This window comes from Chromatium okenii (assembly GCF_002958735.1).
Taxonomy (GTDB): Bacteria; Pseudomonadota; Gammaproteobacteria; order Chromatiales; family Chromatiaceae; genus Chromatium; species Chromatium okenii_A.
Window position 1 is genome coordinate 1 of the sequence record NZ_PPGH01000004.1, and the last position, 22,503, is coordinate 22,503.

A 22,503-nucleotide genomic window follows, 5' to 3' on the forward strand; every position below is an offset into this window, starting at 1 on the left:
AAGCCGTCGTCGGTCAATTCAGTGACGGCGAAGTGATGACCGAAATTCAGGAAAACGTGCGCGGCCGCGATGTGTTCGTGGTGCAATCAACCTGTGCACCGACCAATGACAACCTGATGGAGCTGTTGGTGATGATCGACGCGCTGCGTTGGGCATCCGCCAAGCGCATCACCGCCGTCATTCCCTATTTCGGTTATGCCCGCCAAGATCGTCGCACCCGCTCGGCGCGTGTTCCCATTACCGCCCGCTTGGTGGCGAAAATGATCGGCGAATCCGGTGCAGATCGCGTTTTGACCGTCGATTTACACGCCGATCAGATTCAGGGTTTCTTTGATATTCCGGTCGATAACGTCTACGCCTCACCGATTTTGCTCGGCGATGCGTGGCGGCAGAAATACGATGATCTGATGGTCGTGTCGCCAGATGTCGGTGGCGTGGTGCGGGCGCGAGCACTGGCGAAACGTTTAGATGACGCGGATTTGGCGATTATCGACAAGCGGCGTCCACGTCCCAATGAAGCCAAGGTGATGAATATCATCGGCGATGTGCGCGGACGTTCCTGCATCTTGATTGATGATTTGGTTGATACCGCCGGAACGCTGTGTCGTGCTGCCGAGGCATTGAAAGAACATGGAGCGCGGCTGGTCGCAGCCTATTGCACTCATCCAGTGCTCTCCGGTCCCGCAGTCGCGAATATCTCAGCATCGCAATTGGACGAATTGGTGGTCACGAACACCATTCCGCTGAGTGCTGCGGCTAAAGCCTGCGGCAAGATTCGTCAATTAAGCATCGGCGAATTGCTGGCAGAAACCATGCGGCGCGTGTCTAACGAAGAATCCGTCAGCTCGTTATTTATTGATTGATCTCAGCATGGCGCGGCATTTTGATGCCGAATTGCCATGACCACGCCGAAAGTCTGGTCGCGGACTTTTGGCGTTTTTCTTTTTATCAACCACAGTGGAGAACGCCCATGAGCGTCAGTTTTAATGTTATTGCCCAGCCGCGTGTTGACTCAGGAAAGGGTGCGAGCCGCCGCCTGCGTCGCACCGGACTGGTGCCAGCCATCGTGTACGGTGCGCATTTGGAACCAGAAATGATTACGGTTTCGCACAACGAATTGCTCAAGCATTTGGAGCACGAGGCGTTTTATTCACACGTCCTTGATCTGACGATTGGCGACGCAGTGTCTAAAGTCGTGTTGAAAGACATGCAGCGGCATCCCGCCAAGCCGTTCATTTTGCACGTCGATTTCATGCGCGTGTCGCAGGACGAAAAGCTGCGCATGATGGTGCCGATTCACTTCATCAACGAAGAAAAGTGTAAAGGCGTCAAGATCGGCGGTCAGGCATCGCACAAAATTACTGAAGTTGAAATCGTGTGTTTGCCCGCAGATTTGCCGGAATTCATCGCTGTTGATCTCATCGACATGGAAATTGGCGACATCGTCCATCTGTCGGAATTGGTGCTGCCAGAAGGCGTGACGCTGGCGCATCAGCCTGATCCTGATGAGCCGGTCGCGGTCATTCATGGAGCGCGTGGCGGCAGCGACGACGCCGAAGAAGCAGCGGTTTAAGCGCGATTAAATGCTGGCGCGGCGCATTTTCATTGACGCAGCGCCAGCACCATTTATTTAGTGAAATCATGGCAATGAGCGACACTGGCATCCGTTTAATCGTCGGTTTAGGCAACCCCGGCAGCCAATATGAAGCGACTCGCCACAACGTCGGATTCTGGTTCGCCGATATCGTCGCCCGCACTGCGTCCGCACCCTTTCGCGTCGAGCCGAAATTTTATGGCGAAATCAGCCGTTTATCCCGTGCTGGCTGCGATCTGCGCCTACTCAAACCCGCCACTTATATGAATCGCAGCGGCCAATCCATTGCTGCCGTGTTGCGTTATTTCGACATTCTTCCAGAACAAATTTTAGTCGCCCACGACGAATTAGATTTGCCAGTCGGCGCAGTGCGCTTAAAACAGGGCGGCGGTCACGCTGGGCACAACGGGCTGCGCGATACGATCTCGGCACTGGGAACCCGCGAATTTTGGCGGTTGCGCATCGGCATCGCGCATCCCGGCGACCGTTCACTCGTCACTGGCTACGTTCTCGGTCGCCCATCGCACGATGACCAGCAACGCATCATCGCCGCGTTAGATGATGCTGAACGCGTTGTGGATGATCTGATTGGAGCGCGTTATCAAGCCGTGATGAATCGACTGCACACGCCGATTTAATTTAATTCTGCTTCATTATCAAGCACTTCAGCGTTTACCGAATTTGCCGCCACCAGCGATTGATGATGTCGGCAACATCCAAATCCTCCGGCCCTGCGCTCCAACTCTGCGCCAATGGCGCATCCTGACTTGCTGGCGGCGGATTCGGACGATCTACCAAAATGCGCGACGGCAGCAGCGACGCATCGCCGATTGCCAACACTTCGCCGCGCCGCAGCGACGCCAGCATATCCGCCAGATTTTTTGCGCCTTCCGGCAATAAACGCCGCACATATTCTTGATCGTCGGCATTGGAAATGCGCAAACATAAATAATTGCCGCATTGCGACAATACTGTTTCTGATAATTCAGTTGGGCGTTGACTCACAATGCACAGCGTCACTCCATATTTGCGTCCTTCTTTGGCAATGCGTTCCATTGCGCGGCGCGTTCCAATGTATTGCGTATCGGTATCGCGTGGAATGTATTGATGCGCTTCTTCACAAACCAATAACAACGGGAATTCGTGACGGCGTGGATTCCAATAATTGAACTCGAAAGCCAGCCGCCCAATTTGTGCAGAAACGACTGGACGCAAATCGGTCGGAATTGGGCTGAGATCAATCACCGTCACCTGCCGCTTTGGTTCGCCTAAGCCAATGAAATCACGCAATAATCCTTCAAGGCTGGCAGAATTGTTGTGTTTTTGCGGATGCAAAAAGAAATCATAACGCGCATCGTTATACATGGATTGAAAGCGCACAAGAAAATCATCAAATGCGCCGTGCAATGGTCCTTTGGCTTTACCGAATTCGAGCTTTTCTTCGTTGGCTTTTTTAAATCGCTGATACAGTTCTTCAATAGAAAAGTACACTGGCGAATCCACTGAAATTCGTTCTAAGCCTAAATGTTGATTGGCTTGGCAGCGCAGGCTAAATAACGCATCGCGTAAAAACGCAATTTGCACCGTCGCATTCGCATCGCTGCGTTCAATGAATAAATCAACCAATTCCGAATAGGTCAATAACCAATACGGAATTTCCAATTCACGCGCATCCAAATGACGAGCGGTTTGCGCAGGAAAAATGCCTTGATAAGGCGCGTCTGGCGTGGTGCGCCAGCCATATTCTCCATGTAAATCAAGCAGAACGATGTGCGAATGCGGCAGCGTCGTCACCACTCGTTGCAGCAAACTACTCAGCGTCCACGATTTGCCCGCGCCGCTTTGTCCCAAAATCGCCAAATGTCGCCCGAATAATGCCGATGAATTCAGTCGCGCAGGCAGCGTTGGACGCGCTGACAGTCGCCCAATTTCCAGCATTCCCACTTGTTCGCGCACCAATAATGTCGCCAGTCGTTCGCTCGAAATCAGGTGCACGGTCGCGTTGAGCAGCGGAAAACGACTCACGCCAGATTCCAGCCGTCCCTCGGCATTGATTTCTGCCAAACCAATTAATTCCAAGCGGCGCTCGCGGCTGCTGATGCGACGTTTGTGCGGAACGCCTTGTTCTGGCAATAAATGTCGCTCCAGCGTCTTCTTCGCTGCTGCGCACGACTTCTGCGAGCAAGTGCCCGGCGCGGTCGCAAATTTCGACCAGCGTCCCCAATTGACCAATCGGCAGCGTTTCTTCATCGAGGGTCAGAAAAGATAAAAATCCCTCTTTGGCGGGCAGCAGCGTGGCAATTAAGCGACAACCTTCAATGTCGATAATGCGTCCAATCAGGCTCGTTTCGGGCAGTAACATTGTTTATGCTCCTGATTTTAACGAAATAAATCAATGTGAATTACAGTGGAATCGCGGAATGCTGAAAGCTGGTGAGCGCAGTACGCAACATTGGAGAAAGATCATCGCGGCGCTGCCGTCGGCGTTGATTTGGCAGTGAATGGTGCGAGCAGTCGCTGCGATTTGATGGTGATGATTGAGAAAAACGTAATGAATCGCAAATGAACGGCGACGAATTTCTGCAATTGTCACCTGCACTTGCACTTGATCGCCGTGACAGCGGCTGGCGATAATCGGCTTCGGCGTGAATGAGTGGTAACAGCGTTTGCCCGGCGCTAATCATGGCATCCAGTGGAACGCCGAGCGCAGTCATCAAATTTTCAAAGGCGTCATGCGCGTGACGGAACAGATGCGCAAAAAATAGGCGTCCGGCGGCATCGGTATCGTGCAGGCGCAGTGTGAAAAAATATGTAAAGGGCGTGGGAATCATGGGAACTGCGGCGCTGCGAGGAAAAAACGAGACCGCCGCGCCGGGCTGGGCGGCGGCGGTTTGGAGCGAATGGTTAACTTAAGAAGCAGCTAACCGAGTGCGTTTAGCGATTACTGCGCCGCGAGTGCCCATGACAAACACCGCGTTCACTGCGAAAGCAATCAACCCTACGACCAAAATCATGGTCAACGGCTTGCTTTGTGGATCGGCGATGCGCAGGGTTTCACCAATTGGCTTGAGAATGGCAATGTTTGCTGGAGCAGCTAACAGATAGGTGCAGAAGGCGAGGAAAGCGCCGAACAGAACCTGCTTCAGGTCAAGGTAAAAGCCGCCAAGAATAATGGTTAAACTCAGCAGATAAAGCAGCACCAGCGTATATTTTGGTGCGCCGAGTGCCGCAGTAACGCCTTGGGTTTGCAGCAGCCATAACAATCCCAGAAACAGTCCCCAGTGCACGATTTGCTTGATGAGATAGCTAAACCGCGACGCATTACGCGCATAGGTCGGTCCCCAGCCAGACATCAACGAAATCAGTGCTGCCAATGGCACCATAAATTCCCAGTATTTAATCGTCCCACCCAGATCGCCACGGGTGAGCGCGACAAGGATGATGGTGCTGGCATAGAGAATGAACGACGGCAACAGTGCCATCATCAACGAGCCTTGTTTTACGGATTTAGACACGATGAACCCTCCTAAACGGGTTTTTTGAAGGTGAAAATTGCGATCATTGCTGCTCGCAGCGCGAACCAAACGATCATTGCCTAGCTCAATGATATTAACGCTTAACCGAAATGGCGTGTTAAGGAAAAATGCTGAGGACAGCGGCACAAGCAGCAGCGTCTCCACTGCCTACATTGTTGGTTTGATGACTCGATCCAAACTGATGACGGCGGTAGAATAAGCACAGACTAAACGCGATGTTTCTTTATAAATCAAGGGTTTACTATCTATGCCGTTTCTTCGACTTTACGCTGATGGACACTTGCAAAAACAGTGGTCACTGACGACTAATCGACTAACGATTGGTCGAGCAAACGACAATGATATTGTGTTGCCAAATCCGCGTGTTTCAAAACATCATGCCGTAATTGAAAAAGAAGATAATGCGTTTATTTTAATTGATCAACAAAGTGCTAATGGCTCTTTTATTAAAGAACAGCGCGTTAATCGACATACACTTGAATTTTGGGATGAGATTAAAATTCATCCCTATACACTTATTTATATGGCACTCGCAAAATTGCCAGGTGAAGAAGAAGGATTAGATACACAGATTAATAAACCACTACAAAAAGAAAATACCCTGATCATGGCAGCTGATGACGTTGCTCGCTCTTTACAACAAATACAGGCACGAAAAGCCACTGTTGCTTATTTAATTTGCAAGCAAAATAACGAAAAACACGTTTTAGATCAAACAATTATTAGCTTTGGCCGTGCCCGTACCAGCGATATTCGTTGTGGTGGATTATTTGCACCAAATACGGCAGCACTCATTGAACAACGCGGCGATGGTCATTATCTCATACCAAATGAACGCGGACGTGTGTTCGTTAATAATCTTCGCATTGATAGCGCAGTACGTCTTGCAGAAAATGATCGACTTGATATTCAAGGTGCGTCCTTCACCTACTACATTCGCCCAGTACGCAGCTGATTGCTACAAATATTGGCACTCGCTAAACTTCTGCGTTTTGCACTACAATTAACAAGTAGCAATCGCTACTCATTTTTCGCTAGATAATACATTCATGAGAGGTTTTTCATGTCCGCAATACGCAATGAACTCATTAAAACCCTGACATTAACTGCGCCCGCTCAAGCAAAAATGACCGATTTATTTCGGGATATTGATGACAGCATCCAAGGTGTGCGTGTTTATGCCGCAGCGGGTGGTTGCAGTGGCATTAGTTTTGGAATGACTTTTACCGATATGATTAACGATGATGACGGCGTTTTATCTTTCGATGGTTTTAAGGTTATTGTCGATGACAGCACCCTAGAATATCTGCGCGGAGTCGAGATTGATTTCATCGATCAGGATGATGGAAATGCCACTTTTGTATTCAATAATCTGCCACAAATGGGCGGTGGTTGCAGCAGCTGCGGCTCCTCTTCATCAAGCGGCGGATGCTCTTGATTATTATTGGTGCGCATTCCGTAAATAATAAAAAAGCGGCATGAATGCCGCTTTTACATTTTTCAGAAATTCATCACCATTCAATGAAAAATATGAAGAAGGAAATCCCGATTACACCTAAAATTAAAATCGGTATCGTGGGCGGAACTGGCTATACCGGTGCGGAATTGTTACGCATTTTGGTACGCCATCCCCATAGCACACTTGCGGTTATTACCTCACGCGCTGAAGCTGGATTGCCGGTTGCCAATTATTTCCGCATTTACGCGGTCAAATTGATTTGCAATTCACCGCACCAGATGATGATGCGTTGAGTGATTGTGATGTTGTCTTTTTTGCAACACCCAACGGTACGGCGATGCAGTCTGCGCCACAGCTACTGGATCGTGGTGTGCGAGTCATTGATTTAGCGGCAGATTTTCGCTGAAAGACCCAGCGGTTTGGGCGCAGTGGTACGGAATGCCGCACGCCTGCCCCGACGTGCTCGCTGAAGCGGTTTATGGACTGCCAGAACTCAACCGCGCTGCGATCCGGCAAGCCCGCTTGATTGCCAATCCAGGCTGTTATCCGACTGCCGTCACGCTGGGATTTTTACCCCTGTTAGAGGCGCAAGTGATTGATCCCAATTGGTTAATTGCGGATGCCAAATCTGGCGCGAGCGGCGCTGGACGCAAGGCTGAAACGGGATTATTGCTGGCTGAAATTGGCGAAAGTTTTAAAGCCTATGCGGTAACGGGTCATCGTCACGCGCCCGAAATTGCACAAACGCTCGGTCAACTGGGTAGCGGCGCAGTCGGTTTAACATTTGTACCACATTTGTTGCCCATGATTCGTGGTATTGAAGCGACGCTTTATGCCCGTTTAACCGACGACAACTGTGACCTAGAACAACTGTTTGCTAAACGCTATGCCACTGAAAATTTGTTGATTTTATGCCAAATGGTCAACCTGACACACGCTCAGTGCGCGGCTCAAATATGTGTCGCGTTGCGGTAGCGCGACAGGGAACAAGCAGTGTGGTAATTGTGCAATCGGTGATTGACAATCTAGTCAAGGGTGCAGCAGGACAGCCGTGCAGAATATGAATTTAATGTTCGATTGGGATGAAACGCTGGGATTAGATGCGCTGGCACTTTTACCATAAACACGCCAACTGAATTGGCGTTATCATTCGCGTATTATGGAGCATACAATGAATACAGAAACAGCTTCAGTACTGATTTTTACTCAGGCCGCTGCCGCAAAAGTAGCGCAACTCATTCAGGATGAAGGTAACACTAATTTAATGCTGCGTGTTGATGTTCGCGGCGGAGGTTGTTCAGGATTTCAATATGGCTTTAATTTTGATGAAGAGACACAAGAAGACGACACCATTATCATTACGGATGGCGTTAAATTGATTGTCGATGCCACAAGTTTGCAATATCTTGTTGGCGCAGAAATTGATTACACTGAAAATTTGCAGGGTTCACAATTCGTCATTCGCAATCCTAACGCAACCACAACTTGTGGTTGTGGTTCGTCATTTTCTGCGTGTCCAAAAGCAGATGAAATTGATGCTTGATGTATTAGCGTTCACTATTCACGCTATTGATTGGCAAAGAAGGCTGTGGCGACGGCGGACTCACTTTCAATGGCGGCAACTGTAGTGGAATAATGCGGCTGTTTTTATCAATCGGTGAAGCGTTATCCTTTGGCATACTAGAAAACCATTGATAACCAAAATAAGTGGCAGCAGCAATCACAACCACGCTGATTAGGTTGACAAGCACTCTCATAGTAGGATTACGCTCTTTTGCAGTAGGCCATTCTTGTGGTTTAGTTTTGTAATCACGCATTGCAATCACCTATAAACAAACGGTTGATGTTGCTTTTTAGAGTGTAATCGGAAAAGCCAGTAGGAAACAAGCTGAGTTTTTTCTCACTTTTTGCATTGACCAATCTATTTTATTGAACTGCCGATAACAGTTCTTTTTGGAGCAAAATCGTCATCACAATGGACGCATTTGAACATACGTTTGCACGTATTCAGCGCGGTACTGCTGAAATTTTACTTGAAGATGCGCTGCGTAAAAATTGGCGCAGGGAAAGCCATTAAGAATTAAAGCGGGATTTGATCCAACTGCACCAGATTTGCATCTTGGTCATACGGTGTTAATTGAAAAATTACGCCAATTTCAGGAGCTTGGTCACGAAATTTTGTTTTTAATCGGCGACTTTACCGCAATGATTGGTGATCCAACCGGTAAAAGTGCAACACGTCAACCATTAACGCGTGAGCAGATTGAAAACAACGCGGCAACCTATGCTGCGCAAGTATTTCGCATTCTTGACCCTGAAAAAACGCAGGTGGTATTCAATTCGACTTGGTTAGAACCCCTCGGCGCAGCAGGAATCCTGCATTTAGCCGCACAGCAAACGTTGCACGAATGCTGGAGCGCGATGACTTTCTAAACGTTATAAAGCTGGTCAACCTATCGCAATTCATGAGTTTTTATATCCACTCATTCAGGTTATGATTCGGTGGCACTGAAAGCGGATATTGAAATTGGTGGTACTGATCAAAAGTTTAATTTGTTGGTTGGACGACAATTGCAAGAGGTGTACGGGCAAGAACCGCAAGTGGTCATTACGCTTCCTATTCTCGAAGGATTGGATGGGGTGCAAAAGATGTCGAAATCGCTCGGTAATTACATTGCAATTACTGATTCACCAACAGAAATGTTCGGTAAACTCATGTCGATTTCTGATGACTTAATGTGGCGTTATTTCGAGTTATTAAGTCGGCGCGATTGGTCAGAAATTACTGCTTGGCAAGTTGCAGTAGGCGATGGGGCGAATCCGCGAGATATTAAGTTTGAATTGGGTTTGGAATTGGTCACGCGCTTTCATAGTGCGATACAAGCGCAACAGGCGCGTGATGAATTCATTGCGCGTTTTCAGCGTGGCAGTTTGCCTGATGAAATGCCAGAAATACAATTGTCAGATGTTGGTGATGGAATGGCAATTGCCAATGTCTTAAAAGCCGCAGGATTAGTTAAAAGCACGTCAGAGGCCTTGCGGATGATTGAGCAAGGCGCAGTGCGGATTGATGGCGAACGAATTGAAGATACGCAATTACGCTGTTTGGTAGGGAATACGCACGTTTATCAAGTTGGAAAACGCAAATTTGCGCGGGTGCAACTTGGTTGAAGCAATACATTTTCGCCCAATGACTCATGCGGATTTGCCGACGGTATATGCAATTGAGTGTGCGGCTTATCCACATCCGTGGAACCTTGAAATTTTTGTTGATTGCTTGCGGGTTGATTATTGCTGTTTAGTCGTTGAAATAGGTCAAATTGCAATTGGCTACGGGATCATTTCAGTTGCGGTTGGTGAATGTCATATTTTTAATTTGTGTATTCATCCGCATTGGCAACGACGCGGTTTTGGGCGCATATTATTAAGACATTTACTCACGCTGGCGCGTCAACATCAAGCAGGTACGGCGTTTTTAGAAGTGCGAGCATCCAATCAATCTGCGCAGGCGCTGTATAGTGCGGAGGGATTTTGTGAAATTGGGGTGCGTCGTCATTATTATCCGACGGTAAAAGGGCGTGAAGATGCAATTGTGCTGGCATTGGAATTGATGCCAATTGATTTTAATGTGTGATTTTCGACTTCTATCGCGCAATTTTGCGTATACTGTGCCGCTGAGAGTTGACTAGGCAGTCGCGCTTTCAATCAATAGAAAGTGAGGAAAGTCCGGGCTTCATAGGGCAGGGTGCCAGGTAACGCCTGGGGGACGCGAGTCTACGGCTAGTGCCACAGAAAATAAACCGCCGATTTCGCGTAAGTTGCGGAAGGTAAGGGTGAAATGGTGCGGTAAGAGCGCACCGCGCCATTGGTAACAATGGTGGCAGGGTAAACCCCACTCGAAGCAAAACCAAATAGGGAAACAGGCAGCTTTTGCTGCATCGCATGGCCCATGCGAGTTTCCGGGTAGGTTGCTTGAGGTGTGCGGCGACGTACATCCTAGATGAATGACTGCTCACGACAGAACCCGGCTTATCGGTCAACTCTCAATTCAATTGCGTATTTTAAAATTCATCACTTTTCAATAAAAAAGGCTTGCATTTCGGCAAGCCTTTTTTATGTGTTTCAATTCGTCAAAATGCGCATTCAAGTCACGACAAAATCTGCTGCCGTTAACACCACGCCAACGGTGACGATTGCAAATTGCACTGCTGCGCCAGCGCCTGATCCATCCGCATCATAAAACAGTGCCCCGTTATCAGTATCCTGAATGATGAAATCATTCGTATCTTTAGCAATGCCCGCGCTGCTCGCTAAAAAGCTCGCGTTGCTGAGAACGCCAACTTTTAAACTCTTAAAAATCGTACTTCCCAACTGAATGGTGTCATCTTTGACATTAAAATCAGTGATTTTATCCACATTCGCTTTCAACGCAGTGTCAAATCGAAACGTATCTTTACCATTGCCACCAGTTAAGGTGTCGTTACCAAGACCACCGTTGAGAATGTTGACATCGGTGTTGCCAATGAGCGTATCGGCAGCAGTTGAACCCGTGAGATTCTCAATACCCTTTAACGTATCGCTGCCAGAACCACCTGTTGCTTGCGCAGTCGCTCTTAAAAGCGTCACCGTCACTGCTTTTTTTACCGCGCTGTAATCAGCAGTATCATTTCCTGCACCGCCATCAAGAACGTTATTACCCGCTCCAGCAATCAAAACATTATTCAGCGCATTGCCAGTAAGATTCGCTGCGGCGGTGGTAGAAATCTGACCATTCTCAACGTTGGTGGGCAGCGTGTATTTGGCGAGACTGCTGTAAACCAAATCGTTGCCGCCCGTTTTCACAGCCGCATTGGTTTCGCTGACGATGTCGCCAACGTGATCAACGTAATAAGTGTCGTCACCATCACCGCCAATCATGCTATCGGCATCTTTGCCGCCATCCAGAATGTCTTTTCCAGCGCCACCATTGAGCGTATCCATGCCGGCAAGACCAACAAGACGGTCATCACCCGCCAGACCCGTCAACTGATCATTGCTATTGGCACCAGTGAGCTTGTCGTTGCCTGCGGTGCCCGACTTCACCACGTCATCAGGGACAGCGGTGACATCGAAAGTGAGCGAATAATCCGAATCGGAAAGCGCGACCCCGTCACTGACCTTGAAACCAAAATCCGCATAGCCAACGCCATTTGCGTCAGGTGCCGGGGTGAACACCAGCTTGCCAGTCGTGATGTCTGCCACTGCGATCACTTGATCAAGCGTCACTGCTGTGCCTTTCAGCGTCAGGCTGCCGGCTGTCGGTAAACTGGTCACAGTGATTGATTGCAGCGTGTTGCCAGCGTCCTCATCCTTAAAACCAAAGTCCGCAACTGTCAGCGTTTTAGCAACATCTTCATTGGTGGTAAGCGTTTTGTTATTGGCGGTTGGTGCGCGATTGAAATCGTCCGCGATGATCGTGCCGGTGATTGCGCTGGTGCCCAAGATCGCCCCAACAGGCGTCGCCAGCGTCACGGTAAAGCCTTCATCGGGTTCAATTTTGAGTTCACCGGCAATACTGAACTTCACCGCAGTGGTTGCTTGCTCGGCAGCAAAGCTGACAGTGCCAGATGGCAAATTCCCACCGACAAAATCTGCGCCAATCGCTGGCGCTGCGCCGCTGCCGCTCACCGTCCAATTGGCAGTAGCAATGCCGCTGAGATCACCGCTGCGTGTGACCGTCACCGTGACTGGCGTCGCACCCTTCTGACCTTCGGTGATGGCTGGAGACGTGAGCGGCGACAACGCAATCGTGGGCACCGTGTCATCGTTGGCAATCACGCCAGTGATGACGGTGCTGGCGCCCAAGATCGCGCCAGTCGGGGCGCTCAACGTCACCGTAAAGTCTTCATTTGTTTCCAACTTCAGATCGCCCACCACCTCAAGACTGATCGTGGCAGTCGCTTCACCAGCGTCAAAGTTGACAATGCCGGCCGGCAAGGCAGCGCCGACAAAATCCGCCGCCGTTGCCGGAGCAGTGCCGCTGCCGGTCAGCGCCCAGTTCGCATAAGACGTGCTGCTGAGATCGCCAGTGCGGGTGACGGTGACGGCGATTGGCGTCGAGCCGCTGTTGCCTTCGGTAACGACGGGCGCAGTCAGTGGTGACAGCGCCAGCGTGGCTTGGGTGTCGTCGTTGCTGATCGCGCCAGTGATCGCGCTGTTGGTTCCCAGCGTAGCGCCGACTGGAGCCAACAGCGTGACGGTGAAATTTTCATTTGGCTCAAAAACGGTATCGCCAACCACATTGAGCGTCGCCGTCGCCGTCGCTGCGCCAGCAGCAAACTCAACCTTACCCGTCGGCAAAACGCCGCTGACAAAATCATCTGCATCCACCTGCGTCGCGCCGCTGCCGGTCAGCATCCACTCGGCAGAAGACGTGCCGCTCAGATCGCCGCTGCGGGTGAAGTTGACGGTGATCGCTTTGGAATCAGCATTGCCTTCGACCAGATCGGGCGGACTGAGCGACGCGACGGACAGCGTGGCTTGAAGATCGTCATTGGTGATCGTGCCAAGTGCCGTGCTGGTGCCCAAGGTCGCGCCGACTGGATTGCTCAAGGTCACGGTGAATTCTTCGTTCGGCTCAAACGCAGTGTCACCAGCGATAGTGACAGTGGCGGTGACAGTTGGTTGACCGGCGGCAAAATTGACCGTGCCAAACGGCAAACTGTTGCCAATGAAATCCGCGCCGCTCACTGGATTTGCGCCGCTGCCGGTCAGCGCCCAATTTGCCGAGGATGCGCCGCTGAGATCACCGCTGCGCGTGACCGTGACGGTGGCGGCGGTCGATCCGCCGTTGCCTTCGGTGAGTGGTGACGGTGTGAGCGCAACGGCAAGCGTGGGCTGGGCGTCGTCATTGGTGATCGTGCCAGTCAAGGTGCTCGCGCCCAGCGTCGCATCGACCGGGGCGCTCAAGGTCACGATGAACGCTTCATCCGGCTCAAACGCAGTGTCACCGGCGATATTGAACGTGGCGGTGGCGGTTGGTTGACCAGCAGCAAAGGTGACGCTGCCGGTTGGCAATCCGCCAACAAAATCTGTGCCATCGGCGCTCGCCGTACCGCTGCCGCTCACGCTCCAAGTCGCCGAAGAAATGCCGCTGGTATCGCCGCTGCGCACGAAGGTGAGGGTGGCAATCGTCGCGCCGCTATTGCCTTCCATCAGCGTGGTCGGCGTGAGCGCAGTGACGGCGAGCGTCGGCAAGCTGTCATCGTTGGTAATCACGCCGGTCGTGCTGGTGCTGGTGCCCAGCGTGGCGCCGACAGGATTGCTCAAGGTCACAGTGAACTCTTCATTTGGCTCAAACGCGGTATCGGCAGCGAGATTGATGGTGGCAATGGCGGTCGCCGCCCACGGGTCAAAGTTGACGGTGCCGCTCGGCAACGCGCTACCGCTGAAATCCGCACCATTTGCTGGCGCGGCACCGCTGCCGCTGACTGCCCAAGACACGCTGGAAGTGCCAGACAAATCAGCGCTGCGGGTGACGGTGACGTTGACGGATGTAGCACCGCTGGAACCTTCAAGGGTTGGCGCAAGCGGCGTTATTGAAAGCGTGGGGGCGATGTCGTCGTTGCTGATGACGCCCGTCGCCGTGCTGGTGCCAATTTTTGCGCCGGTTGCATCGGAAAGCGTCACGGTGAAACCTTCTTCCGACTCAAAGGCGGTGTCACCAGCGATATTGAAGGTGGCAGTAGCGGTTTTTTGTGCGCCTGTAAAGGTGATGGTGCCGCTGGGCAACGCGCCACCGACAAAATCCGCAGCGTTCGCTGGAGCTGCGCCGCTGCCGCTCACTGCCCAGTTCGCAGTGGCAACTCCTGATAAATCAAAACTTGTGCGCGTGACGGTGATGGTGACAGGCATAGAAGCGCCAGTGCTGCCTTCGGTCAGCGTTGCTGGACTCAACGGCGAGACAGAAAACGGTGGTTCAACGACGCCAGTGTTGAGCAGCACGGAAATGGTTTCGTCGTAGTAATTCGCAACGATTAAATCCGCTTTGCCGTCGTCGTTGACATCCGCGCTGGTGACGCCAAGCGGATTATCGCCGGTCTTAAAATCAATTTTGTCCGCAAAAAATAGACTTGAGCCAACAGCAGAAATGTTTTTTAGCACTGAAACTGTGTCGCTGCCTGCGTTGGTGACGATGATGTCAGCGCGACCACTACCATCAACATCGGCGGTGGTGACACGCGCTGGGCTATCGCCAACGACGTAATCCTTTTTTGCAAAACTCACTTTTTCAGCAGTGGAGGTATTGAAAAGCACCGACACGTTGTCGCTGTCCCGGTTAGTGGTGATCAGATCGATCTTGCCGTCGCCATTAACGTCGGCGCTGGTCACTGATTTTGGACCAGTACCCACAGTGACATCGACTTTGGCCGCAAAACTGACGGTTCCGCTGGTGCTAGTGTTAAGCAGCACCGAAACGTTGTTGCTGGAGTAGTTAGCGGTGATTAAATCGAGCTTACCGTCGCCATTGACATCGGCACTAATCACTGACTCCGGGGCAGTGCCGTAGCAAAATCAATTTTGGCGGCAAAACTGACGGTTCCGCTGGCGCTGGTGTTGCGCAGCACGGAAACGCTGTTGCGTCATAGTTGCCGTCATATCTGTAGTTATTAGCACTGATCAAATCGACCAAACCGTCACCATCAATATCGGCGCTAATAGCCGAGACGGGATTCGACCCAGTAACCAACTGAAGCTGGTCAGCAAAACCAATTGCCCCGGAAAGCTGGTGTTTTCCAGCACGGAAATCCTGCCGGTATAAGAGGAGCCGCTGTAGTAGGCGTAATTAGCGACGATCAAATCGGGCTTACCATCACCGGTGACGTCGGTTGCAGTCACCGAATATGGGTAATCACCAGTGGCGAAAATACTACTAGGATCAAAAGAGAGTGTGTCGCCGGTGCTGGTGTTGAACCGCACTGAAACCTTGTTACTGGAATAGTTAGTCGTCACTAAATCGAGCTTGCCGTCGCCATCAAAATCAGCGGTGGCGACCGAAAACGGGTCACTTCCCGCTGCAAAATCAATCTTTTCGGCAAATGCAATCGTGGCATCCGTCACCGCGTCGGCATAACTCGTCCGCACTGCGCCAGCGGGCGCTGCCGCGTCAAGTGGATTGAGGTCGTCGAGCAGCGTGTCAGTCGTTTGGAAAGCAACGGTCATAATGAAACTCCGATGGTGTTGATAAAAAGTTTAACGCATTGATTTTATAGCATTTGCGGGCAGCGGTTTTGCAAAATTTTAAGCATGACGCAAATTCATTTACAACTGCTTGGTTTCATTGAAACTTGGTTTGCGCAGCGTACAACAGATTTGTATCAAGTGTTGCAAAGCCTTATCTTTATTATAAGATGCAATTTAATTGTAAACTGTGACTGCTGTAACTTTTTAGAATATCATAACGAAAATATTTTCAATAAATAGGATTAACTTGCAGTCGCCGAATTCTATAAACACTAATCTGCCTTAAACAGAGCAAAAAATCACCCATGACTGAACTCATTCACGAGCTGTTAATTCATCAAGCCCAGCGCACACCAGCCAATGCAGCATTACGCGCTTCTGGAATAGAATGGTCTTATCAAGCATTGGCAGAAGCAGTGCACAATGCCGCAGCATTATTTGGCGCTGGGTTTAGAACGCGGCGAACGTATTGCGGTTTATCTCGAAAAGCGCCCAGAAACGGTGATTGCGTTATTCGCAGCAGCAGCGGCTGGTGGCGTATTTGTTCCGATTAACCCGTTATTAAAACCGGAACAAGTTGCGCACATTTTAATGGATTGTAATGTGCGCATTCTGGTGACTTCGGCAGAACGTTTAACGCTATTGCAAACAGTGCTTAATCAATGTACCGTTTTGCAAACGGTGTTAATCGTAGGCGACAAAATCCCTGTTGATCCTCCTTTATTCAAAAAATGGCAGTTATTTTCTTATTCGCTTTCGCTTGAAAATGGCGCATTAAAAAGATGTCATCGCGTTATTGATGGTGATGTCGCTGCAATTCTCTACACTTCCGGTAGCACTGGACGACCAAAAGGTGTCATTTTATCGCATCGCAATTTAGTTGCAGGCGCAGTGAGTGTGGCGAGTTATCTCAACAATTGCGCAGATGATCGAATTTTGTCGGTATTGCCACTGAGTTTTGATTACGGTTTGAGCCAGCTCACGACGGCATTTCGCGTCGGCGCGTGCGCAGTATTAATGAATTATTTGCTGCCGCGTGACGTAATTCGCGCTGTGATTAAAGAACGCATCACTGGATTGGCCGCAGTGCCACCGCTGTGGATTCAACTTGCTGAATTGGAATGGCCGGCAGCAGTTGGCGAACATTGCGCTATTTCACTAATTCCGGCGGTGCGCCCAGTGCCACGCTCGCTAATCTTCGCGCCAAGTTACCGCAAACTAAGCCATTTTTATGTACGGATTAACCGAAGCATTTCGCTCAACCTATTTGCCACCGGAAGAAATCGACCGTCGTCCCGGCTCGATGGGGCAAGCAATTCCAAATGCCGAGATTATGGTGGTGCGCGAAGATGGTTCGCCGTGCGCGGCAGGCGAGCCGGGCGAATTGGTGCATCGCGGCGTTCACGTTGCGCTCGGTTATTGGAATGACGCGAAAAAACTGCCGAGCGTTTCAAACCTGCGCCCGGTCAACCGCGGAGTTGCCGCTCACGGAAATCGCGTGTGGTCGGGCGACACAGTGACGCGGGATGCGATGGTTATCTGTATTTCGTCGGTCGCCGCGACGAGATGATTAAAACCTCCGGTTATCGCGTCAGTCCGACCGAAGTTGAAGAAGTGATTTATGCCACTGGTTTGGTTGCAGAAGTAGCCGCGCTCGGCGTCGCGCATTCGGCTCGGACAGGCAGTAGTGCTGGTGGTGTATGCGCCCGCGCGAACGCCGATCTCAGCGCGGAACTGCTGGCAGCGTGTCAGGCGCAATTGCCAACATTTATGCAGCCCGCTCGAATCATCGTCCATGCAGAACCGCTGCCGCGTAATCCGAATGGAAAAATTGATCGCAAACGACTGGCGCTGGAATTGACTGACCTGTTTTGAATTGCGCATGATTTATTTTTGTATAAAAATGCACTGGCGCGTTGCACAATGATTGGGTTAGGTCTTTTTTTATTCAGCGAGGAAGTTGTTTATGCGTATTTTGTCTGTCAATCAGATTGTCACCATGATAATGGTCATCGTCGCCGTTAACTTGGTTGGATGTAAAACCATGTCTGCCACAGATATGATGAGCACGGGTTCTAGCCTATTGGAAGCGACATCAATCACCGATGCGCAAATGATGCAAGAAGCACGAGCGGCAGCAGTGGCTTCAGACCAGAATAATATCCTCGCGCCATCGAACAGCAAATATCAAAAACGGGTGAATAAACTCGCTAAAAATTTGAAATCTGTTAACGGGATTCCGTTGAATGTTAAGGTTTATATGACCAAGGACATCAATGCGTTTGCGATGCCAGACGGAACGATTCGGGTCTATTCTGGGTTAATGGATAGTATGAATGACGATGAGCTGCTGTTCATTGTTGGTCACGAAATTGGACACGTTGCAAAAGGTCATACAAAACAACGGATACGCGCTTCATTGCTCACGAAAGTTGGGCGCGACATCATTACTAAAACCGCGAGTCAGCAAGTTGCAACATTGACTGCGTCACAACTCGGCGATTTCACCGAAAAAGTCATTAACGCCCAGTTCTCACAAGCGAATGAACGTGAGGCCGATGATTATGGATTGGAGACGCTAAAACAAAGTGGTAAGAATCCAGAAGGTGCTGTCACGGCATTAGAAAAACTCGCGGCAATGGGTGATAGCAATTCGACTTTTGTCACGCAAATGCTCTCGACCCATCCTGAGCCGAAGGCACGCGCAGAACGGATTCGGAAAGCGATTTAAGATCGCTTCATTTCAACCGTTCTCTATTCAAAGAGAGCGGTTTTTTATTGCCAATTGAGCATGAAAATGACCATCATCCGTCACACCGCACCGCTGGCATTTCCAATCAGTAATAACCAATTGATGATCGGCAGTTTTTCTGCCGAGCGGCTGGCGGCGCGAGTCGGGCAAACGCCGTTTTATGCCTATGATCGCGGTTTGATTACCGCCCGCATTGCGCAACTTCGCGCTGCGTTGCCGTCCGCAATTCAGTTGCATTACGCGATCAAAGCCAATCCGCTGCCTGCGGTGGTGCAGCATTTGGCGGGATTGGTTGATGGTTTCGATGTCGCGTCTGGTGGCGAATTAAATACCGTGCTTGATACGCCGATGTCGCCGTTAAACATCAGTTTTGCGGGACCGGCGAAACAGAAAACTGAATTAACCCAAGCCGTTGCAGCGGGAATCGTTATCAATCTGGAATCGGAGCGCGAGCTGCGGGCAGTGACGGAAATCGGCGCGGCGCTGGGCATTCAGCCGCGAGTGGCAGTGCGGGTGAATCCTGATTTTGAATTGAAATCATCGGGCATGAAGATGAGCGGCGGCGCGAAACAATTCGGATCGACGCCGAGCGTGTGCCGGCAGTGTTGACCGCGATGAAGGCGCTAGACCTTGAATTTGTTGGTTTTCATATTTTCAGCGGTTCGCAAAATCTCCGCGCTGCCGCGATCAGCGAGGCGCAGGAACAAACGCTGGCGCTGGCAATCCGACTGGCGCAGGACGCGCCAGCACCGGTGCGGTCGCTCAATCTCGGCGGCGGCTTTGGCATTCCGTATTTTCCCGGCGAGCAGCCACTGGATTTGAACGCAGTCGGCGAGCGGCTGGCAGAATTGCTGCCGGCGGCGCAGCGCGAATTGCCCGACGCAGAATTTGTCATTGAGCTGGGGCGGTTTATCGTCGGTGAAGCGGGCATTTATGTGTGTCGCGTGGTGGAGCGCAAAATTTCACGCGGACAACTGTTTTTGGTGACGGACGGCGGACTGCATCATCATCTCGCTGCGTCCGGCAATTTCGGGCAGGTGATTCGCAAAAATTATCCAGTCGTGGTCGCCAATCGCATCAACGCAGCGGATGAACCGGAAATTGCTTCGGTCGTCGGTCCGCTGTGTACGCCGCTGGATGTGCTCGCGGATAAAATGCCGCTCGGTCACGCGCAGGAAGGAGATTTGATTGCAGTATTGCAATCAGGCGCTTATGGTTTAAGCGCCAGCCCAACAGCATTTTTAGGACATCCAGCAGCGATTGAAGTGTTGGTGAATTAGAAAAATCATTTTGAGGTTATTTGCCCATGACTGCTCCGAATACGCACACCTTGCCCGCAGCGATTCAAGCCACGCGCCACGATTTCAATTCCGCCAGCGCCGGACGCATTCACTATTACGCCGACACCAGCGCCAGCGGTCGTCCGCTGTTGTTAATTCACAGCATTAACGCTGCGCCCAGGCCATTGAAATGAAACCGCTGTTTGAACATTACCGCGCCCAGCGTCCGGTTTATGCGCTTGATTTGCCCGGCTTTGGGCATTCCGACCGCAGCAAACGCCGTTATTCGCCGGAACTGTTCGCAGGCGTGATCGCGGAATTTTTGGAGCAAGTGGTGAAAGTTCCGGCAGATGTCGCCGCGTTTTCGCTCGGTTGTGAATTTGCCGCTCGCGCCACGCTGCAACAGCCGACATTGGTGACGAGCCTGACGCTGTTATCCCGACTGGTTTTAATCTGCGCGGCTTACCGACCGGCAAGGCAGCAGAACGGGCATATCAATTCCTCAGCGTTCCGGTCGTCAATGACGGTTTATTCAGCCTGCTCACGACCCGCGCCAGCATTAAATTTTTCTACAATCAAGCATTTGTGAATGGCATTCCGCCGGAATTGATCGACTACGCCCACGCGACCACGCATCAGCCGGGGGCGAAATACGCGCCGCTGTATTTCCTATCCGGTCAACTGTTTACACCGCAGGCGGGCGAAACGCTGTACAGCAAATTGACCGTGCCAGTGCTCGTGCTATACGACCGCGATCCAAACATTGATTTCCATGAGCTGCCGGACTTTTTGGGGCGTCATCCCAATTGGCTGGCGCAGCGCATTGTGCCGACTCGCGGAATGCCACAATGGGAACGCCCAGCGGAAACCGCCGCAGCGATGACGCATTTTTGGGCGACTCGCGCCGCGTAACGCGGTCACTTCTTTTGCGCATGGCATCTGCTGTGCAATGGTCATGCGCCAGCTTCTTTTTGATTGTCCGACTCATTCATCCATGCTTGCACCGCTCAAAGTTTTAGAGCAACTGCGGGCGCGGTTGCACGAGACCATCAGCTTATTGCCGCTCGATCAAGCAGATGGTTTCGTGTCGCTGATCCTCGCACTGCCTCACGCCCTCACCATCGCGCCGGAATTGCCCGGACCGCAGTTTCATTTTGCCCACAATCATCGTGATGAATTACGCGCCGGATACGGCATTGCTGGCGAATGGCAAGCGGAAGGCGCAGCGCGATTACCGATGCTGGGCGCGGTGGTCAAAGCTGCTACTGCCAATTGGCAACAGATCGATCCAGACGAAACCGGATTTACTGGCTTCGGAATGCTCGGCTTTGCCGCAGCACCGGTGGACAAATCTAAATCTCCTTTTTGCAATAAATCCACCCAACCATTCTGTTTTGATAAATCCCCCCAACCCCCTTTTTCAAAGGGGGGCTTTCCTCATCCTTTGCGAAAGGGGGGCTTGAATCTCCCCCTTTGAAAAAGGGGGGTTGGGGGGGATTTCTTCCGACACGCTTCCCAATACTTTGTTTTGGTTGCCAGAATTGGCGTTATGCAGTCAAGCCGGACAAGCAGCGTTGATTCTGACGACTGCGCTGCCGGCGAAACGCGAGGCATTACTGCCGCGCTGGCTGGCGCAGTTGGATGCAATCGTGCCGCTGCTGGCACAACCCGCACTTGATCCGCTCACGCCAGCGCATTTGGAACGCGGCGCGAGTGAACCGGATTTTGCGGTGTGGCAGGAGTTGGTAAACACCGCGTTAACCGACATCGCGCTGGCGCGATTGGAAAAAGTGGTGATTGGACGGCGGCTGCGGTTGGAAGGACATCGCCGTTTTGATTTAACCCGCCTCAGTGCTGCGTTGCGTTACCTGTTTCCGTCATGTCAGGTCATTAACATTCGGCGCGGCGTATCCAGTTTTGTCGCCGCCACGCCGGAGCGTTTGTTTACCCAATGCCGCGACCGGATTGAAGCCGATGCGCTCGCTGGCACAATCAGTCGCGCCGAAGATGCAGAACGCGATGCGGCAATGACCTTGGAACTGCTGCATTGTGAAAAAAATCTGCGTGAACATCAGGTTGTCGTGGATGCAGTGACTGCGGCGCTGCGCCAATGCAGTGTTCATCTGGATGCGCCAGACGGTCCGCGCATTTTGCAGCTCAATAATGCGCAACATCTGTGGAGCATTCTGCGCGGGCAGCTTGAACCGGACGTGGATGTGTTTCGACTTGCGGAATTGCTCCATCCGACTCCGGCAACCAACGGGCAACCGCGTCAAGCTGCGCGGACTTGGTTGCAGCAAACGGAACCGCTGGAGCGTGGTTGGTATACCGGCGCAGCGGGAATCGTCGCACCGGATTTGACGGGAGAACTTTGGGTGCTGCTGCGCTGTGCGCAGATCAATGATCGTGTCGCTGATTTGTATGCTGGCGCGGGCATCGTGACTGGTTCTGATGCGCTGAGTGAATGGCAGGAAACTGAGCACAAGCTCGCCGCCATGTCTACTGCGCTGCAATTTGCTTAAATGATTGTTATTGATGGAGAAATCGAATGGATGAACACTGCGATCAAGGTTGCCAGAATCTGCGCTGGGCGCTGGCGTTGCTGGACGGATTGGTCGCTGGCGGAATGCGCCATCTCGTATTTTCGCCCGGTTCGCGTT

At 51.4% G+C, this 22,503-nt stretch carries 22 protein-coding genes, 1 other RNA gene and 4 pseudogenes; 21 read left to right on the top strand and 6 right to left on the bottom strand.

Going from position 1 to position 22,503, the window contains the following annotated elements; all coding sequences use genetic code 11:
* The 3 genes from CXB77_RS00230 to pth all read left to right on the top strand — a co-directional run.
* Nucleotides 1-863 (top strand): ribose-phosphate diphosphokinase (locus CXB77_RS00230; protein WP_105072340.1); only part of this gene is annotated, 863 nt, incomplete at its 5' end.
* 107 nt (nucleotides 864-970) lie between these two features.
* Entirely contained in the window at nucleotides 971-1,573 is a 603-nt protein-coding gene (locus CXB77_RS00235) for a 50S ribosomal protein L25/general stress protein Ctc (protein ID WP_105072353.1), read from the top strand.
* A 74-nt stretch (nucleotides 1,574-1,647) separates the two neighbouring features.
* Nucleotides 1,648-2,232 (top strand): aminoacyl-tRNA hydrolase, encoded by a 585-nt coding sequence (gene pth / locus CXB77_RS00240; protein ID WP_105072354.1) that lies wholly within the window; start codon nucleotides 1,648-1,650, stop codon nucleotides 2,230-2,232.
* Nucleotides 2,233-2,266: 34 nt separating this feature from the next.
* On the opposite strand, the gene CXB77_RS00245 is transcribed toward pth, so the two are convergent.
* The 3 genes from CXB77_RS00245 to CXB77_RS00255 all read right to left on the bottom strand — a co-directional run bounded on the left by CXB77_RS00245 (nucleotide 2,267) and on the right by CXB77_RS00255 (nucleotide 5,109).
* A complete protein-coding gene (locus tag CXB77_RS00245; RefSeq protein WP_242445287.1) occupies nucleotides 2,267-3,844 on the bottom strand; it encodes an ATP-binding protein in 1,578 nt (525 codons plus the stop codon).
* A 152-nt stretch (nucleotides 3,845-3,996) separates the two neighbouring features.
* Complete coding sequence (locus CXB77_RS00250; RefSeq protein ID WP_105072341.1) at nucleotides 3,997-4,425, bottom strand: acyl-CoA thioesterase; 429 nt, start codon at nucleotides 4,423-4,425, stop codon at nucleotides 3,997-3,999.
* 78 nt (nucleotides 4,426-4,503) lie between these two features.
* Entirely contained in the window at nucleotides 4,504-5,109 is a 606-nt protein-coding gene (locus tag CXB77_RS00255; RefSeq protein WP_105072355.1) for a hypothetical protein, read from the bottom strand.
* Nucleotides 5,110-5,377: 268 nt separating this feature from the next.
* Here CXB77_RS00255 and CXB77_RS00260 point away from each other — a divergent pair, with 268 nt between their 5' ends.
* The 4 genes and pseudogenes from CXB77_RS00260 to erpA all read left to right on the top strand — a co-directional run bounded on the left by CXB77_RS00260 (nucleotide 5,378) and on the right by erpA (nucleotide 8,132).
* Nucleotides 5,378-6,085: an FHA domain-containing protein gene (locus tag CXB77_RS00260; RefSeq protein ID WP_105072342.1), complete on the top strand. Its 708-nt coding sequence runs from the start codon at nucleotides 5,378-5,380 to the stop codon at nucleotides 6,083-6,085.
* Between the two features lie 108 nt (nucleotides 6,086-6,193).
* Nucleotides 6,194-6,568: a HesB/IscA family protein gene (locus tag CXB77_RS00265; RefSeq protein WP_105072343.1), complete on the top strand. Its 375-nt coding sequence runs from the start codon at nucleotides 6,194-6,196 to the stop codon at nucleotides 6,566-6,568.
* A gap of 92 nt (nucleotides 6,569-6,660) precedes the next feature.
* A pseudogene (gene argC, locus CXB77_RS00270) lies at nucleotides 6,661-7,712 on the top strand (N-acetyl-gamma-glutamyl-phosphate reductase).
* A gap of 48 nt (nucleotides 7,713-7,760) precedes the next feature.
* Nucleotides 7,761-8,132, top strand: a complete 372-nt coding sequence (gene erpA / locus CXB77_RS00275) for an iron-sulfur cluster insertion protein ErpA (protein ID WP_105072344.1) — start codon at nucleotides 7,761-7,763, stop codon at nucleotides 8,130-8,132.
* A gap of 4 nt (nucleotides 8,133-8,136) precedes the next feature.
* Here erpA and CXB77_RS00280 read toward each other — a convergent pair whose 3' ends face one another.
* A complete protein-coding gene (locus CXB77_RS00280) occupies nucleotides 8,137-8,406 on the bottom strand; it encodes a hypothetical protein (protein WP_146108621.1) in 270 nt (89 codons plus the stop codon).
* A 295-nt stretch (nucleotides 8,407-8,701) separates the two neighbouring features.
* On the opposite strand from CXB77_RS00280, the pseudogene tyrS reads away from it, so the two are divergent.
* The 3 genes and pseudogenes from tyrS to rnpB all read left to right on the top strand — a co-directional run bounded on the left by tyrS (nucleotide 8,702) and on the right by rnpB (nucleotide 10,637).
* Nucleotides 8,702-9,760: pseudogene (tyrS, locus tag CXB77_RS00285) on the top strand (tyrosine--tRNA ligase).
* Nucleotides 9,753-10,223 carry a ribosomal protein S18-alanine N-acetyltransferase gene (rimI, locus tag CXB77_RS00290; RefSeq protein ID WP_347338011.1) on the top strand — a complete coding sequence of 157 codons (471 nt, stop codon included), beginning with the start codon at nucleotides 9,753-9,755 and terminating at the stop codon, nucleotides 10,221-10,223. The pseudogene tyrS and the gene rimI overlap by 8 nt, the downstream one beginning before the upstream one ends.
* A 43-nt stretch (nucleotides 10,224-10,266) precedes the next feature.
* Nucleotides 10,267-10,637: RNase P RNA component class A (gene rnpB, locus CXB77_RS00295), an RNA gene on the top strand.
* Between the two features lie 95 nt (nucleotides 10,638-10,732).
* On the opposite strand, the gene CXB77_RS00300 is transcribed toward rnpB, so the two are convergent.
* Nucleotides 10,733-15,115: a beta strand repeat-containing protein gene (locus CXB77_RS00300; protein WP_105072347.1), complete on the bottom strand. Its 4,383-nt coding sequence runs from the start codon at nucleotides 15,113-15,115 to the stop codon at nucleotides 10,733-10,735.
* 132 nt (nucleotides 15,116-15,247) lie between these two features.
* Nucleotides 15,248-15,790, bottom strand: coding sequence for an FG-GAP repeat domain-containing protein (locus CXB77_RS00305; protein WP_105072348.1), 543 nt, complete (start codon nucleotides 15,788-15,790; stop codon nucleotides 15,248-15,250).
* A 326-nt stretch (nucleotides 15,791-16,116) separates the two neighbouring features.
* Here CXB77_RS00305 and CXB77_RS24205 point away from each other — a divergent pair, with 326 nt between their 5' ends.
* From CXB77_RS24205 to CXB77_RS00340, 11 genes and pseudogenes are all read left to right on the top strand, one after another.
* A complete protein-coding gene (locus CXB77_RS24205) occupies nucleotides 16,117-16,365 on the top strand; it encodes a hypothetical protein (protein ID WP_431520680.1) in 249 nt (82 codons plus the stop codon).
* Nucleotides 16,313-16,873, top strand: a pseudogene (locus CXB77_RS24210) (AMP-binding protein); the annotation flags it as partial. The gene CXB77_RS24205 and the pseudogene CXB77_RS24210, both read left to right, overlap by 53 nt.
* A 169-nt stretch (nucleotides 16,874-17,042) precedes the next feature.
* Nucleotides 17,043-17,381 carry an AMP-binding protein gene (locus CXB77_RS24215; protein ID WP_431520681.1) on the top strand — a complete coding sequence of 113 codons (339 nt, stop codon included), beginning with the start codon at nucleotides 17,043-17,045 and terminating at the stop codon, nucleotides 17,379-17,381.
* Nucleotides 17,312-17,686, top strand: a complete 375-nt coding sequence (locus CXB77_RS24220; RefSeq protein WP_431520682.1) for an AMP-binding enzyme — start codon at nucleotides 17,312-17,314, stop codon at nucleotides 17,684-17,686. Before CXB77_RS24215 ends, CXB77_RS24220 begins: the two co-directional genes overlap by 70 nt.
* 169 nt (nucleotides 17,687-17,855) lie before the next feature.
* On the top strand, nucleotides 17,856-18,542 hold the full coding sequence (locus tag CXB77_RS00315; protein ID WP_172452460.1) for a M48 family metallopeptidase: 687 nt from the start codon (nucleotides 17,856-17,858) through the stop codon (nucleotides 18,540-18,542).
* Between the two features lie 60 nt (nucleotides 18,543-18,602).
* Nucleotides 18,603-19,843: pseudogene (locus tag CXB77_RS00320) on the top strand (pyridoxal-dependent decarboxylase, exosortase A system-associated).
* A gap of 26 nt (nucleotides 19,844-19,869) precedes the next feature.
* Nucleotides 19,870-20,037 carry a hypothetical protein gene (locus CXB77_RS20625; protein WP_242445288.1) on the top strand — a complete coding sequence of 56 codons (168 nt, stop codon included), beginning with the start codon at nucleotides 19,870-19,872 and terminating at the stop codon, nucleotides 20,035-20,037.
* Nucleotides 20,034-20,432, top strand: coding sequence for an alpha/beta fold hydrolase (locus CXB77_RS20630; protein WP_105072350.1), 399 nt, complete (start codon nucleotides 20,034-20,036; stop codon nucleotides 20,430-20,432). Before CXB77_RS20625 ends, CXB77_RS20630 begins: the two co-directional genes overlap by 4 nt.
* A complete protein-coding gene (locus CXB77_RS20635) occupies nucleotides 20,429-20,755 on the top strand; it encodes an alpha/beta fold hydrolase (protein WP_105072351.1) in 327 nt (108 codons plus the stop codon). The genes CXB77_RS20630 and CXB77_RS20635 overlap by 4 nt, the downstream gene beginning before the upstream one ends.
* A gap of 43 nt (nucleotides 20,756-20,798) precedes the next feature.
* Nucleotides 20,799-21,320 (top strand): hypothetical protein, encoded by a 522-nt coding sequence (locus CXB77_RS00335; protein WP_197710939.1) that lies wholly within the window; start codon nucleotides 20,799-20,801, stop codon nucleotides 21,318-21,320.
* A 10-nt stretch (nucleotides 21,321-21,330) separates the two neighbouring features.
* On the top strand, nucleotides 21,331-22,365 hold the full coding sequence (locus CXB77_RS00340; protein WP_242445289.1) for an isochorismate synthase: 1,035 nt from the start codon (nucleotides 21,331-21,333) through the stop codon (nucleotides 22,363-22,365).
* Nucleotides 22,366-22,503: the final 138 nt, after the last annotated feature.